13 protein-coding genes are annotated in these 13,018 nt (G+C 62.5%); 6 read left to right on the top strand and 7 right to left on the bottom strand.

The features are described 5' to 3' along the window. Nucleotides 1-114 precede the first annotated feature (114 nt). Nucleotides 115-732, top strand: a complete 618-nt coding sequence (locus tag ACVWYS_RS18825) for a TetR/AcrR family transcriptional regulator (protein ID WP_456507831.1) — start codon at nt 115-117, stop codon at nt 730-732. Here the strand turns inward: ACVWYS_RS18825 and ACVWYS_RS18820 are convergent. Then, nucleotides 644-1,471 (bottom strand): HAD hydrolase-like protein, encoded by an 828-nt coding sequence (locus ACVWYS_RS18820; protein ID WP_456507830.1) that lies wholly within the window; start codon nt 1,469-1,471, stop codon nt 644-646. The two genes, ACVWYS_RS18825 and ACVWYS_RS18820, sit on opposite strands and share 89 nt — an antisense overlap. Nucleotides 1,472-1,547: 76 nt before the next feature. Between ACVWYS_RS18820 and ACVWYS_RS18815 the strand changes: the two genes are divergently transcribed. Next, nucleotides 1,548-2,015, top strand: a complete 468-nt coding sequence (locus ACVWYS_RS18815) for an Lrp/AsnC family transcriptional regulator (RefSeq protein WP_091248751.1) — start codon at nt 1,548-1,550, stop codon at nt 2,013-2,015. 5 nt (nt 2,016-2,020) lie between these two features. Here the strand turns inward: ACVWYS_RS18815 and ACVWYS_RS18810 are convergent, their stop codons facing one another. From ACVWYS_RS18810 to ACVWYS_RS18800, 3 genes are all read right to left on the bottom strand, one after another. Further along, nucleotides 2,021-3,430, bottom strand: a complete 1,410-nt coding sequence (locus tag ACVWYS_RS18810; protein WP_456507829.1) for an aspartate ammonia-lyase — start codon at nt 3,428-3,430, stop codon at nt 2,021-2,023. A 105-nt stretch (nt 3,431-3,535) separates the two neighbouring features. After that, nucleotides 3,536-4,948: an aldehyde dehydrogenase family protein gene (locus ACVWYS_RS18805; RefSeq protein ID WP_456507828.1), complete on the bottom strand. Its 1,413-nt coding sequence runs from the start codon at nt 4,946-4,948 to the stop codon at nt 3,536-3,538. Further along, complete coding sequence (locus ACVWYS_RS18800) at nt 4,941-5,993, bottom strand: homoserine dehydrogenase (RefSeq protein ID WP_456507827.1); 1,053 nt, start codon at nt 5,991-5,993, stop codon at nt 4,941-4,943. Before ACVWYS_RS18800 ends, ACVWYS_RS18805 begins: the two co-directional genes overlap by 8 nt. A 301-nt stretch (nt 5,994-6,294) precedes the next feature. Between ACVWYS_RS18800 and ACVWYS_RS18795 the strand changes: the two genes are divergently transcribed. The 3 genes from ACVWYS_RS18795 to ACVWYS_RS18785 all read left to right on the top strand — a co-directional run bounded on the left by ACVWYS_RS18795 (nt 6,295) and on the right by ACVWYS_RS18785 (nt 9,817). Further along, nucleotides 6,295-7,734 carry an amino acid permease gene (locus tag ACVWYS_RS18795; RefSeq protein ID WP_344365182.1) on the top strand — a complete coding sequence of 480 codons (1,440 nt, stop codon included), beginning with the start codon at nt 6,295-6,297 and terminating at the stop codon, nt 7,732-7,734. A gap of 81 nt (nt 7,735-7,815) precedes the next feature. Continuing rightward, a complete protein-coding gene (gene alr / locus ACVWYS_RS18790) occupies nt 7,816-8,979 on the top strand; it encodes an alanine racemase (protein ID WP_456507826.1) in 1,164 nt (387 codons plus the stop codon). 37 nt (nt 8,980-9,016) lie between these two features. Next, entirely contained in the window at nt 9,017-9,817 is an 801-nt protein-coding gene (locus ACVWYS_RS18785) for an IclR family transcriptional regulator (protein ID WP_456507825.1), read from the top strand. Here the strand turns inward: ACVWYS_RS18785 and ACVWYS_RS18780 are convergent. From ACVWYS_RS18780 to ACVWYS_RS18770, 3 genes are read right to left on the bottom strand one after another with little or no spacing between them, the layout of a single operon-like run. Beyond that, on the bottom strand, nt 9,814-10,590 hold the full coding sequence (locus ACVWYS_RS18780; RefSeq protein ID WP_456510256.1) for an IclR family transcriptional regulator: 777 nt from the start codon (nt 10,588-10,590) through the stop codon (nt 9,814-9,816). The two genes, ACVWYS_RS18785 and ACVWYS_RS18780, sit on opposite strands and share 4 nt — an antisense overlap. A 32-nt stretch (nt 10,591-10,622) precedes the next feature. Then, on the bottom strand, nt 10,623-11,375 hold the full coding sequence (locus tag ACVWYS_RS18775; RefSeq protein ID WP_456507823.1) for a cyclase family protein: 753 nt from the start codon (nt 11,373-11,375) through the stop codon (nt 10,623-10,625). Further along, nucleotides 11,372-11,821, bottom strand: coding sequence for a hypothetical protein (locus tag ACVWYS_RS18770; protein WP_116766431.1), 450 nt, complete (start codon nt 11,819-11,821; stop codon nt 11,372-11,374). Before ACVWYS_RS18770 ends, ACVWYS_RS18775 begins: the two co-directional genes overlap by 4 nt. A 205-nt stretch (nt 11,822-12,026) precedes the next feature. On the opposite strand from ACVWYS_RS18770, the gene mmuM reads away from it, so the two are divergent. After that, nucleotides 12,027-12,995: a homocysteine S-methyltransferase gene (mmuM, locus tag ACVWYS_RS18765; RefSeq protein ID WP_456507822.1), complete on the top strand. Its 969-nt coding sequence runs from the start codon at nt 12,027-12,029 to the stop codon at nt 12,993-12,995. The last annotated feature ends 23 nt before the right edge of the window (nt 12,996-13,018 follow it).

Genomic DNA, 13,018 nt, shown 5'->3' with positions numbered 1-13,018 from the left:
GTATTTACCCGGCCTTGTACCGCATGAGGCCGGGGGTCGACTCTTTGGACGATGGAAGCCCGACTTACGACACACAAGTCCGCTCCGCGGGTCCGGTGTAAAATTTCTTCCACAATGACCGCCAACGAAGCTGCCAGTCCCACGTTGTTGCCCGCCGCGGCGATGGCCGGTCGCGATGATCCAGTGGACCGCATTCTCTCCACCGCCTACGAACTGTTCTCCCGCCGCGGCATCCGCGACGTCGGGGTTAACGAGCTGATCGACAGCTCAGGCGTCTCCAAAGCAACGTTCTACCGGCACTTTCCATCCAAGGACGCTCTGGTGCTTGCCTTCCTGGAGCTGCGCGACCAGGTGTGGACCGTGGACCTCATCGTGGCCGAGGCCAGGCGCCGCGGCACCACTGCCGAGGAACGGCTACTGGCCGTCTTTGACGTATTCGGGGACTGGTTCAAGCGGGAAGACTTCGAGGCGTGCACGTTTATCAACGTCCTGTTGGAGATGGGACCGGGGCACCCCTTGGGGATGGCAAGCATCGGATACCTCAGCAGGATCAGGGACCACATCCAGGCTCTGGCCGAGGAAGCCGGGCTGAACCGCCCCGAGGAATTTGCCCGTTCCTGGCACATCCTGATGAAGGGCGCCATCATCTCGGCGACCGAAGGCGACATTCTGGCTTCCAAGCGGGCGCAGCAAATGGCCCGCTGGCTGATCGAACACCACCGGAGCCTGTAACCGGCGATCCGCTCGTTGCCAAGCCTCGCACTACGAGCGCCCTCCATGTGTGGTCGTGTTTCAGGAGCAGTGGCAGCAGGGCCTCGGGGGAGGCAGCGACGGCGGCCGCTTGTGATGCTTCCCCGGCCTCCCCATACCCCCAGAGTGCGAATATCGTGGGGATGCCGTGTTTGGCTGCCCCCGCGACGTCGTAGCTTCGGTCTCCGACCATTGCGGGACGGGAGATGTCCACGCCTTCGCGTTGGAGCCGGAGCAGCAATTCGGCGATGACCTCAGCCTTGCTCGCTCTTCCATCGGAGTCTGACGCCCCGCATACGTTGATGAAGTGGCGCTCAATCCCAAACCGTCGTGCAAGTCGTACTGCTTGGTCTTCCACCTTGGAAGTGGCTACGGCCATAGGAATACCGGCCGTGTGCAGGTGCTCAAGCAAGTCTTTGATCCCGTCGTATGGACTGGACTGTTCAGCGCCATGAGCGGCATACGCTTTGCGGTAATGTTGGAGGGCCTTTTGGGCGGTTTCTTCGTCCAACTGTGAGACTGTTCTGAAGGACTCGATCATCGGCGGGCCGACGAACCGGCGCAGAGTGTCCATCGCCGGGATTGGCGCACCTACAGCTGCCAGGGCCTGGGCAGCACTTGCTGTCACGCCGGGAGCTGAATCCAGGAGCGTGCCGTCCATGTCGAACAAGATGCAGCTAACGCCAGTGAGAGAGGGACGGGCCTGGTGCAGAGGTGTCATTTTTTCGCGGGCTTTCGGTCTTGATATTGGTTCCGTTCCGGTAGTGCCCGGGGGATTGTTGCGGTGAAGGGTAGGCGTGGATCGAGTGAGTCTTGATCAGATTGATCAGAGGATTCTTGCGGAGCTCACTAAGAACGCCCGCATGAGCCATGCGGAGCTGGCGACCAAGGTCCTCCTGTCGAGGAATGCCGTTCGCCAGCGGATCGAACGGATGGAGCGGCAGGGGTATATCCAGGGGTACACGATTGTTGCCGGGCCGCCGGGCCAGGGTCCGGTGTCCGCCTTCCTGATGGTTTACAGGAAGGACCGGGTGCGGGGGTCGGACGTCATCACCGTCCTGCGGTCGATTCCGGAGGTGGTTCTGTGTGATGTCGTGAGCGGTGACTTTGACCTGTTGGTCCGGGTCGAGGCCCGGTCGCTGGAAAGGGTTCAGGAGATCTGGGAGCAGATCGCGGCAATTCCCGGCGTGACGGACACGGTGACGGCCATGACGCTTTCGAGTTTCATCAGGCGCGGGACCGGAGGGGTCCGCGCCAGCGAGTGAAGTGATCAGACGCCGGACATGTCCGCAGTTCTGACAGGCAGCACGGCGGATTCAAGCAGTAACTGAGCTGCGTCCCGGTCCATGAGGTTCCTGCTGGTGACGATGTCCAGGATGGCGGACCCGTCCTGGAGGGCTTCCTTGGCCACCGCTGCAGCGGCGGCATACCCGATGGCCGGTATCAAAGCTGTTGCGAGGCCTACTGAGGCGGCCGCCTGGCGGGCGAGGCGTCCGGTGTTCGCTTCAATGCCTTCCATGCAGTACCGACGGAGAACGCGTGATCCTTGTTCGAGCCACGAAATGCTCTGAAGAAGGACATGGGCAATGACAGGTTCGAAGGCATTGAGCTGGAGCTGGCCGTTGTCTGCAGCCATCGTCACGGTGGTGTCAGCTCCGGCCACTGCGAAGGCAATCTGGTTCATGGTCTCCGGGATGACAGGGTTGACCTTTCCCGGCATGATTGATGACCCGGCCTGGCGCGGAGGCAGGATAATTTCGCCGAAGCCGTTCTGTGGACCGCTCGACAGCAGCCGGAGGTCGCTGCTGATTTTGGAGAGCTTGATGGCCGTGCGTTTCAGCATGCCTGACATGTGCATGAAAACGCCGACGTCGGACGTGGCTTCGATGAGATCAGCAGCGGGAAAGACCGGGACGCCGGACACTTCGGACAGTGCCCGAAGGACGAGTTGTTGATATCCAGGTTCGGCGGTGATGCCCGTCCCGATGGCGGTGGCACCGAGGCTGCACTCGAGCATCAGCGCTGTGGATTCCATTAGCCTGCAGCGGTCTTCTTCCAGCGTCGCGGCGAAGGCATTGAACTCCTGCCCAAGGGTCATCGGGACGGCGTCCTGGAGCTGTGTTCTGCCCATCTTCACGACGTCGGCGAATTCGGCGCCCTTGTTGCGGGCGGATTCGGCAAGTTTCCCCAACTCCCGGTTGAGTTCTGCAGTAGCGAAACTCAGTGCCAGCTTGATCGCCGTGGGATAGGTGTCATTTGTGGATTGGCACCGGTTGACGTGGTCAATGGGGTGCAGGTGCTGGTATTCACCGCGGCGGTGGCCCAGTTTTTCCAGCGCAAGGTTCGCGATCACCTCGTTGGCATTCATGTTCGTGCTGGTGCCTGCACCGCCCTGGATGACGTCCACGCAGAATTGTTCGTGGTGATGTCCCTCCTGGATTTCCTGGCATGCTTCGCGGATCGCTGTCGCTTCACGCGGGTTGAGGATGCCGAGTTCGCAGTTGGCCTGCGCCGCAGCGTTCTTGATCATCGCCAGGGCACGCACCAGATGGGGGTGGCGGGAGACGGGAATGCCGCTGATGGTGAAGTTCTCCAAGGCGCGGGCAGTGTGTGCCCCCCAATAGGCTGTGGCCGGCACGGGAACGTTCCCGAGCGAATCCGTCTCGATGCGGGTGGTCATGGGTTTCGATCCTCTGCGTGAAAGTGTGGGTGGTGGCGTAGTTGGGTGCTGCTTACTCGGAGGAAGTGGAGGGGCGCAAGGGCCGGCCGCGCCCCTCCGCTTCGATCATTTCTTGATGCAGATGACCTTTGGCTGGGTCATCTCCTCATACGCGAAATGGACGCCCTCCCTGCCCATGCTCCCGTACTTCGCGCCGCCGAACGGCATGCCGTCGAACCGGTAGTCCGAGGAATCGTTGATCATGACGCCGCCCGCTTCGAGGCGGTGGGCTGCCTCCATGGCCCTGGCCAGGGAGTCGGTGAATATGCCGGCGTGGAGACTGAAATCGATGGCGTTGGCGACGCCGATGGCCTCTTCGAAGGTGTTGAATTTTCGAAGCATGACCACCGGCCCGAAAACTTCCTCCGTCCACAACCGGCTGTCTTCCGGGACGGCTTCCAGAACGGTCGGGTGAAGCACATTGCCGTCCGTGACATTGCCTGCGAGAAGGACAGCGCCGGCGTCGAGGGCCTCGTCAAGCTTGGACTGCAACCCGTGCACGGCAGCGGGGCTGATCATCGGCCCGACATCCGTCAGTTCATCCAGTGGATCTCCGGTAACCAACTGTGCCGTTGCCTCCAGGAAGCGCTGGCGGAACGCGCTGTACACCGGGGCGGCTACCAGGATCCGCTGCACTCCCACACAGTTCTGCCCGGCGGCCCAAAACGCTCCGGAGACGCAGGATTCCACTGCGTTCTCGATGTGGGCGTCGTCCAGGACGATCACGGGAGCGTTTCCGCCAAGGTCCATGGAAAGCTTCTTCAGGCCCGCGGTGCGGGCGATACTCTCACCCGTGGAGAACCCCCCGGTGAAGGACACCATTCTTACGTCCCGGGACCTGATGATTGTTTCGGCCACTTCCCGGTCGCCATGAACAATCGTGAGGGCTTCCGTCGGGAGCCCGGAGTTCACGAGGGCGTCCGTGAGCATCTGGGCCGATAGTGGCGTCAGGGCCGAGGGTTTGAGGATCACGGCGTTTCCTCCCGCGATTGCGGGCCCGACTTTGTGCGCCACCAGGTTGAGGGGGTCGTTGAACGGAGTGATCGCGGCAATGATGCCCAAGGGCTCGCGCGAGTACCACCCGGTGCGGTCCTCCGAGCCCTCGTACGAGTCAAAAGGGATGACTTCGCCTGCGTTCCGGCGTGCTTCGGCAGCGGAGAGGCGGAGCGTGTTGACTGCGCGCAGGACTTCCTTCCGGGCCTGACGGATTGTTTTACCGGCTTCGGACACAATGGTTTGCGCGAACTCCTCGTTGCGCCTCTCAATCTCCGTTGCGGCGCCGTCCAGTATCTTCCCGCGTGCGTTGCGGGACAGTGCCCGTGCTTTCCGGGCGCCGATGCGAGCCGTTTCGATCACGGCTTTGCCGGCAGAGGATTCGGTCAGCGAAACCGCGCCGACCACTCTGCCGTCAAAGGGGCTCGTCACATCGCGGAACTGCGGCAGCGCGGTTTCCGTCGAACACAGTGTGGATTCAGGCATTTGCAACTACTCCCGTCCTGGCTGCGTGCATGGCGATGATGTCAGAGAGCAGAGCGTAGGCGGTCTCCACACGGCCGGCCCCCGGTCCTGAGACCGTCACCGCGCCCAGAAGGTCGGTGTCGAACGACACGGCATTGGTCGCGCCGGAAACCCCAGCCAGCCCATGGTCGAGGGGGAGTGCTACGGGGGATACGCCTGCCGTCACTGACCCGTCCGGGTTCCGCCGCGCTGCACCGACGAGCTTCCACCGGCGTCCCTCGCTGGCTGCCTTCCGGATATTCTCCGGCGTCACGGCCGAAATCCCCTGTCGCTGGACGTCTTTGAGTTCTATGCCTGCATCGAGCAGCTCATTGGCAAGGATGAGGACCTTGAGCTGAACGTCGTACCCCTCGATGTCTGCTGCGGGGTTTGCCTCGGCGTAGCCGAGGTCCTGTGCCTCACCGATGGCAGCGTCGAGGTCCAGTCCGGCCTCCATCCGTCCGAGCACATAGTTGCTGGTGCCGTTGAGGATGCCTTCGAAGCCGTTCAGCTTCAGCCCCTCGAACATCTTCTTGGCGAGGCGGATGACGGGGGTGCCGCTCATGACGGCACCCTCGAACTCGAAGTGCACGCCGTTCTGTTCGGCCAGGGCGGTCAGCTCGGCGCCGCGGAGGGCAACGGGGCCCTTGTTCGTCGTGCAGACGCTCTTGCCGGATTCGAGTGCCCACCGCACGTGCGAAACTGCTGGCTCACCGTCGTCGGGATTCGTGAACGTGGCCTCGCAGATGATGTCAGCGGTGCAGCTGCGGATAACTGATTCGTTATTGGTGTCCGTGGATCCGCCGTACTTGGCGAAGGTTTCGCTGCCGCCGTCCAATTTGAGGGCGATGGAGAGGTCGATGCCCTCGGGCTGGACCAGGGAGCCCAGGCGCAGGTCGGTGATGGCCACGACCCGCAGGCCGAAGCCCAGATCGGTGTGAAGTGTCTCGCCGCGTGTTGCGATCAGTTCGGCCAGCGTCCTGTTAACGCCGCCAAAGCCGATCAGCGCAATGTCGTAGGTGGTCATGGTGCTCCTTCAATCAGTTACATCGGTCCTCCAATGCTGTCTGCATTCCATGTCCGTCAGTGCATGTGATTGTGACCGAAAAACAGGGCGAATTGACCATCTGACTGCCGATTCGGCATCTACACCTCGAGGTAATCTGCGTGCAACATAGGCATGTTTAAATGTTTTTAATGACCAAAAAGTGGTTTTCGTGTTACTTTCATCACTATCGGTGCTGCGCAGCTCGAGGCGGCCTGTCCCGCACGCCGGGGCGTCGGGCGCACCCTTCGCATCAGACCTGTCCACTCATCCGGGAGAAACCATGGAACCCTCATCGTCCGTCCAGCTAGAACCACAGCCCACGATTCCACCGTCGACCGACTCCGGGCTCCGGCGGTCCATGGGGGCGCGGCATCTGGTCATGATCGCCATGGGCGGGGTGATCGGCTCCGGGCTGTTCCTGAGCTCGGGCTACACCATTTCCCAGGCCGGGCCCCTCGGGGCTGTCATCGCCTATCTCATCGGCGCCTTTGTTGTGTACCTGGTGATGGCGTGCCTCGGCGAACTGGCCATCGCTTATCCTGTCTCAGGCGCCTTCCATATCTACGCGGCGAGGTCGATCGGGCCGGCCACCGGTTTCACCACCGCCTGGCTCTACTGGCTGTGCTGGGCAGTGGCCATCGGATCGGAGTTCACGGCCTCCGGTCTCCTCATGCAGCGGTGGTTCCCGGGTGTTGACGTCTGGGTCTGGTGCGTCATCTTCGCCGCGGTCCTCTTCGGCTTCAACGCAGTTTCGTCGAAGTTCTTTGGCGAGTCCGAGTTCTGGTTCGCCATCGTGAAGGTGGGCGCCATCCTGGTCCTCATCGTTTTCGGCGGCGCGGCGCTGCTCGGCTTCCACCCGCTCAGCGAGGGGGCAAACCACCCTTTCCTGTTTGAGAACTTCAACACCTCCGGCGGTCTCTTCCCCAATGGTTTCGCCGGTGTCCTGGTCACTGCGCTGGCAGTTTTCTACGCCTTCTCCGGCTCTGAACTCATCGGCGTGGCAGCGGGCGAAACGGCCGATCCCGCCACCAGCATCCCCAAAGCGATGCGCAGCACAGTGATCCGTCTGCTGATCTTCTTCGTCGGGGCAATCGCTGTCATCGCCGCCACCATCCCTTTCGCGGAGGTGGGACTGGATGAGAGCCCGTTCGTGACGGTCTTCTCATCCATCGGCATTCCCTTTGCCGCCGACATCATGAACTTCGTCATCATCACTGCACTCCTTTCGGCCGGAAACAGCGGGCTCTTCTCCTGCGCGCGGATGCTCTACTCCCTTGCCGACGAGGGGCACGCCCCCCGGGCGCTGAAGAAGCTGACGCGGCGGGGGATCCCCATGACCGCGCTATCGGTGAGCATGCTCGGCGGCCTGGCGTCACTGATCAGCAGCGTCGTGGCGCCCGAAACGGTATATCTGGCTCTCGTCTCTGTGGCGGGTTTCGCCGTCGTCGGGGTCTGGATGTCCATCACCGCCTCGCACTTTTTCCACAGGAGGTCCTTCGTCAAGAACGGCGGCGATGTGGCTGCCCTTCCGTACAAGGCCCCGCTGTTCCCGCTGGTGCCGATCCTGGCCTTCTCGCTTTGCCTCATTTCCCTCGTCGGCATCGCCTTTGACCCGAACCAGGTAGCAGCCCTCTATTTCGGTGTTGCATTTGTTGGCGCCTGCTACGCCTTCTTCTACTTCAAATACGGACGCAAGACGCGCACCGACCAGCTGTCCTGACGCCATCATCAACCAACGCCTACTCAGCTTCGCGGCCGGGGACTCTCGTCCCCGGCCGTGAAGCTGTTCAACGGATAAACCATGACTTCACAAGACCTGATGCACCACATGCGCAGTTCGGGCCAGGACGCCGGCAGCTGGCTGGAGATTGACGCCGCCGCTTTCGAGTCAAACGTCCGGAACCTCCTGACCATGATCGATGACACTGCGCTCCTGTGTGCAGTGGTCAAGTCCAATGCCTACGGGCACGGAGCTGGGCTATTGCTGCCGTCCCTTGTTCGTCTGGGCGTTCCCTTCGTGGGAGTGGGAAGCAACGAAGAGGCTGCCATCGCACGCCGCTGCGGTTTTACGGGACGGATCCTGCGTGTCCGGGCCGCGGCGCCGCAAGAGATCAAGGCCGGTCTGCGGCACGACATCGAAGAACTCGTTGCCGACCCGCAGAGCGCGTGGGAGATGCATAAGATCGCTGCCGAAGCCGGGAAGCTGGTCCGCATCCACCTCGATATCAACTCTTCCGGCATCAGCAGGCACAGCCTCGATGTCTCGTCCGCACTTGGGCGCGCCTCTGCGGTCGCGATCGTGAGCCACCCTGGACTTCAACTGGCCGGGATCATGACCCATTTCCCCAAGGACGACAACGGCCATATTGAAACAGCTCTTGAGCGATTTAAAAGCCAAGCGTTAACGCTGCTCCGCCTGACCGGGACTCCGCGGGAGGGCGTGCTGCTCCACTGCGCCAATTCCTACGCCGCCCTGCACGTACGCGGCTCGTGGCTGGACATGGTCCGTGCCGGGGCAGTCCTCTACGGCGATTCGGATCCGAGAGCAGGGCACTTCCAACGGTGCCTGGCCTTCAAGGCCCGGATCGCGTCCATCAACAGCTACGCAGCCGGAACTAAGGTCGGCTACGGGCTAACCCGTACCCTGAACCGGGATTCCAAACTGGCGACAGTTACAGCAGGATACGGAGACGGCTACCGGCGGGCACTGGCCCGCCAAGGCGGCGTGCTCGTCCGCGGACGCCGCGCCGCCATTGTCGACGTCGTTTCGATGAATTCCATGGTTGTCGACGTCACCGACGTGGCGGACGTTTCCCCTGGAGACGAAGTCGTGCTGTTCGGGCGGCAGGGAAGCGCAGAAATCGCTCCCGCTGAACTGGAAGCAGCGAACTCAGCGATACTCGCGGACCTCTACACCGTGTGGGCACAAGGAAACCGCGTCCTGGTCAACGACGAACACATGTGAGAATAGGCGTAGTTATCGGGCGGAAGGGGCATGGAGCATGGATTCTTCCTCGGAAGCGTCGTCCATGGCCCAAGGGCTTCGAATAGTTCGGCTGGTCGCAGACCGGGAGAAGTGGGGCAGGCGGCTTCTCGGCGTTTCCCAGCTCGCATCCGAGCTGGACATGGAACAAAGCCGTGTCTCCCGGCTGACGCAGGAATTGTGCGAGCTGGGACTGCTGGAACGTGTCGAACGCGGACCTTTCCGAACCGGCCCGCGCTTTTTCGGCCTTGCCGCAGCGCTGAATGCCGGCTGGGTCCGCGAATCAAGAACCGAACTTGAGGCCTTGGTGGCTTCTTTCGGCCTGAGAGCGAGAGTTTCCGTCCGCGAGGGCTTCCGAGTCATTCTCCTGCGTGCCTCCAGCAATGACGCGGTCCCCGGAAGCTTCGTGAAACCCGGCATGGTGACGCCCGTATGGTGTACCGGGTCCGGCCGGGCGCTGCTGTGGGACGAGCAGCAGCCAGCCGTTCAAACCCTCCTCCAGGACGTCAACTTCATCGGAGTGGGCGGTCCGGGAGCGGCACATTCGCCCCAGGAAGTCGCCGAACTGATGGAACGGGACAGGGCCCGGGGCTTCATTGTCGCGGAGGAAGAATTCGAGCACGGAGTCTACGAACTCGCTGTCCCGGTCCGCACTGCTGAGGGATCCATTCTTGCCGCGCTCAGCGTCCTGGGCAGCCGGGCTGAGATCGCATCCGGCATCGATGACATTGTCAAGGCCCTCACGGCCGCGGCCGAACGGCTGGGATCCTGCGAGGGCCGCATCCGGGGCGCCGCGGGCCGGAAGGACCGTGCCGGCTAAAGGTGGTTCTCCGGTACCGCATGGCCCAGCGCCGACTCGAGCCACTTTCCCCAAGACCTGAGAGCTGTGGCGCAGAACTCCCGCTTTGGCTCCAAGCGTGCCTTTGGGCCCACGACCTGAAGCGCTGCCACCACGTCGCCTTTGAAATCGTGAATCGGAACGGCCAGGGAGTACAGCCCTGGCTCGGCTTCCTCATCGACAATGGAATACCCCCGGTGCCGCGCACCGCGCAGTCGTGTCAGGAAGTCCTCGACGTCAAGGGGAGTATTGGGGCCATAGCGCACAAAGGGAACGCCGGAGAATATGGTTTGGACCTCGGCGTCCGACGCTTCCCACAGCAGTGCCTGGCCGGCATCACTGCAAAAGGCCGGGTAGGGCCGGCCAAGCCAGGAACCGACCATGTTGCTACTTTCCGGAACACGCTCACCGATGGTGACCGTACTGTCGCCGCGCAGAATGCCAAGGAAGCATCCCTCATCAGTTTCACCCGCCAGGCCTTCCAGGGCGGTCACACCATCGGTCTGCAGCCGTTGGTCTGTCAATAGCTGTGCGTCTGTCAGCAGCGACCAATCCAGGGTGTAGGACCGGTGTTCTCCGCGTGCCAGAAATCCCTCCTGCTCGGCGGTCCGCAGGCTGCGCGAAACCTGGCTGCGGTCCTTACCCAGGTCGGCTGCTATGTCAGCGACCGTTCCGCCGGGCAGGCCTCCTGCGCTGCGGGCGCCCACCGCTAGGACAGCCATGATTCCCCGGCCCATGCTGGACGTCTTAGACATGGAACCGATTCTAGTCACTGGACGAACGTGTCCTAGTGGATGGCGAAGACTCGGGCCGGAAAACCGCTGCCTTGCAGCGGCTTCGGCCAGCTCGCAACGAGGGCTGCGCCCGCTTCCGGAAGTCCCTCCAGATTTGCCATCAGCTCGATCTGCCACCGGTTCTGCGCCAGGACATACGTCTCCAGGCTGAAATCCTGGCGGGACGTCGCACTCCCCGGGTCCGTGTCCGTCTGTTCATGCCCGACGGCAGTCACCGAGCGCTCCTCGATCAGGAAAGAGAGGACTTCCTGCGACCACCCCGGCGTGTGGCTGACACCCTCCTCATCCCTGTTTGCCATGGCGCCAGTGTCGGGCCAACGGTGACTCCACCCTGTCCGCAATGCCACAAAGGACCCGGGCGCGATGGCACCATTGCGGCGCTCCCACGCCTGAACGTCCTCGATCGTGGGGGTGGCGTCGGCATTGGCGGTGACCCGAGCGGTGATGTCCAGGACGACCAGCGGAAGGACCATCTCCTCGACAGGGATCTGGTCCAGGGTTCGTCCCCCGCGGATGAAATGCGAGGGAGGGTCAACGTGTGTTCCCCATTGGCCGATGATCGAATAACGGTGAGCGGTGAACCCGTCGCCCCTGTCGAGATCGAAAACGGTCTCCCGGGTTTCATCGGGGAATGCCGGGAAATGCGGCTGGCCGGGGTGAAAGGCGTGCGTGAGGTCGGTAAAGAACCTGCCTGCGAGCAGCGACTGCAAGCCGTCCCAAAGTCCGGTCGTTGCTGCTTCAATCATGATGCGGCCTCGCACTCAAGGACTGCCGGAAGGGCAGTGCTGGAGACGCTGATGGGTCCTGCCAGTTCGATGACCGGTACTTCCCAGGGGTGGATCTCCACGATGTGCTCCAGGAACCGTTCCACGGCAGCGTCATCGAGCGCGGCATCGAAATACGTCGTGCAGACAAAGGTAGGCGAAATTGTCCGCTGGCCCACTTGCCCCAAAGTAGGGTTGGCGCCTTCCGTGCAGGTGAATCCCTCGAAACCCAGGCCGGATTCGAAGACATGCCGGTAGTTGCCAAAGTCCCCTAAGTCGGGGGAATCCGACAAAGCCTGTAGCAGGGCCGCGATGCCCGCTTCATCCGTGAAGGCTTCCACGTCGCCAGTCGCGAGCCGCGAGAAGGTTTCCGGCGCTATGGGCCAATGCACGCGCAGCTTGCGGACTGATTTCATTTCAATTTTCACGGGAAGCCTCTTCCTGAGCGGGTCGCAAAACGTGTTTGACAGCCATGGTGGCATAGAGTGATGGTCATTACAAGCATTAAAAAATGCTTATTACGCACATCATTCGGACGGAGGTCGCTGCCTTGTGCTACGTTTCATTGCCGGACCATGAGGTGCACGCCCGGCCGGCAGGCAAGAACGACCCGAACCGCTTGGAGCCCTAACGATGCCCACTGATAGCAAGCTTTCACGCATGCTCGACGCCGGAGCGAACCTGACGGTGGACGGTGCACTCGCCACCGAGCTTGAAGCGCATGGCTGCGACCTGGGAGACCCCTTGTGGTCGGCGAAAGTCCTTCTGGAGCAACCCCAGCTCATCAAACGCGTACACCGCGATTACTTCCGCGCCGGAGCCGCCGTCGCCATCACAGCGAGCTATCAGGCCACACCCCTGGGTTTTGCACGGCGCGGCATTGGCGAGGAAGAGGCCCTGGAACGGGTGGCATTGAGTGTGCGCCTGGCCGACGAGGCGCGCCGCGAGTATCTGGCCGAAAACCCGGATTCGGGCCCCCTGCTGATTGCAGGATCGGTCGGGCCCTACGGCGCGTACCTCGCGGACGGATCCGAATACCGGGGTGACTACGTTCTCGGCCGAAACGAGTTCCTGGAGTTCCACCGGCCTCGGATCGCGGCACTGGTGGAGGCGGGAGTGGACCTCCTTGCCTGTGAGACGCTGCCTTCATTGGATGAGGCCGAGGCCCTGTTGACACTCATAGGGGAGTTCGACGTCGAATCCTGGCTCTCCTTCACGCTGCGGGACGGAGGGCACATCAGCGACGGTACGCCGCTGGCTCACGTGGCTCTGCTGTGCAGAGAGCAGCCGCTCGTGGCGGCAATCGGCGTGAACTGTGTGCCGCTGGAGCTGGTCTCGCCTTCTTTGGAGGCACTGGGCAAAGCCACCGATACGCCCCTCATCGCCTATCCAAATTCGGGCGAAAGCTACGACGCAGTCACCAAGACATGGCGGCCGGCCGCGACGGCGCACCCCCTAGCGGGACCCGCTAGTAAACAGCCCTCAAGCCTTGCGGAAGGAACCCCCATCTGGCGTGAACTTGGCGCCCGGCTCGTTGGCGGGTGCTGTCGAACTACCCCGGCGGACATTGCCGCCGTGGCCAGGCTGTCCGTAAATCCCTAAAGGGGCCGGTAATGGCTGCCCCG

It is taken from the genome of Arthrobacter sp. TE12231 (assembly GCF_054062895.1).
The sequence above is the reverse complement of the archived record's forward strand: the minus strand, read 5'-3'. Positions and strand labels throughout refer to the sequence as shown.

Coding starts and splice junctions, on each gene's coding strand:
- ACVWYS_RS18825 (WP_456507831.1), top strand. CDS start 115: ATGACCGCCAACGAAGCTGCCAGTCCCACGTTGTTGCCCGCCGCGGCG.
- ACVWYS_RS18820 (WP_456507830.1), bottom strand. CDS start 1,471: ATGACACCTCTGCACCAGGCCCGTCCCTCTCTCACTGGCGTTAGCTGC.
- ACVWYS_RS18810 (WP_456507829.1), bottom strand. CDS start 3,430: ATGACCACCCGCATCGAGACGGATTCGCTCGGGAACGTTCCCGTGCCG.
- ACVWYS_RS18805 (WP_456507828.1), bottom strand. CDS start 4,948: ATGCCTGAATCCACACTGTGTTCGACGGAAACCGCGCTGCCGCAGTTC.
- ACVWYS_RS18800 (WP_456507827.1), bottom strand. CDS start 5,993: ATGACCACCTACGACATTGCGCTGATCGGCTTTGGCGGCGTTAACAGG.
- ACVWYS_RS18795 (WP_344365182.1), top strand. CDS start 6,295: ATGGAACCCTCATCGTCCGTCCAGCTAGAACCACAGCCCACGATTCCA.
- alr (WP_456507826.1), top strand. CDS start 7,816: ATGACTTCACAAGACCTGATGCACCACATGCGCAGTTCGGGCCAGGAC.
- ACVWYS_RS18785 (WP_456507825.1), top strand. CDS start 9,017: ATGGATTCTTCCTCGGAAGCGTCGTCCATGGCCCAAGGGCTTCGAATA.
- ACVWYS_RS18780 (WP_456510256.1), bottom strand. CDS start 10,590: ATGTCTAAGACGTCCAGCATGGGCCGGGGAATCATGGCTGTCCTAGCG.
- ACVWYS_RS18775 (WP_456507823.1), bottom strand. CDS start 11,375: ATGATTGAAGCAGCAACGACCGGACTTTGGGACGGCTTGCAGTCGCTG.
- mmuM (WP_456507822.1), top strand. CDS start 12,027: ATGCCCACTGATAGCAAGCTTTCACGCATGCTCGACGCCGGAGCGAAC.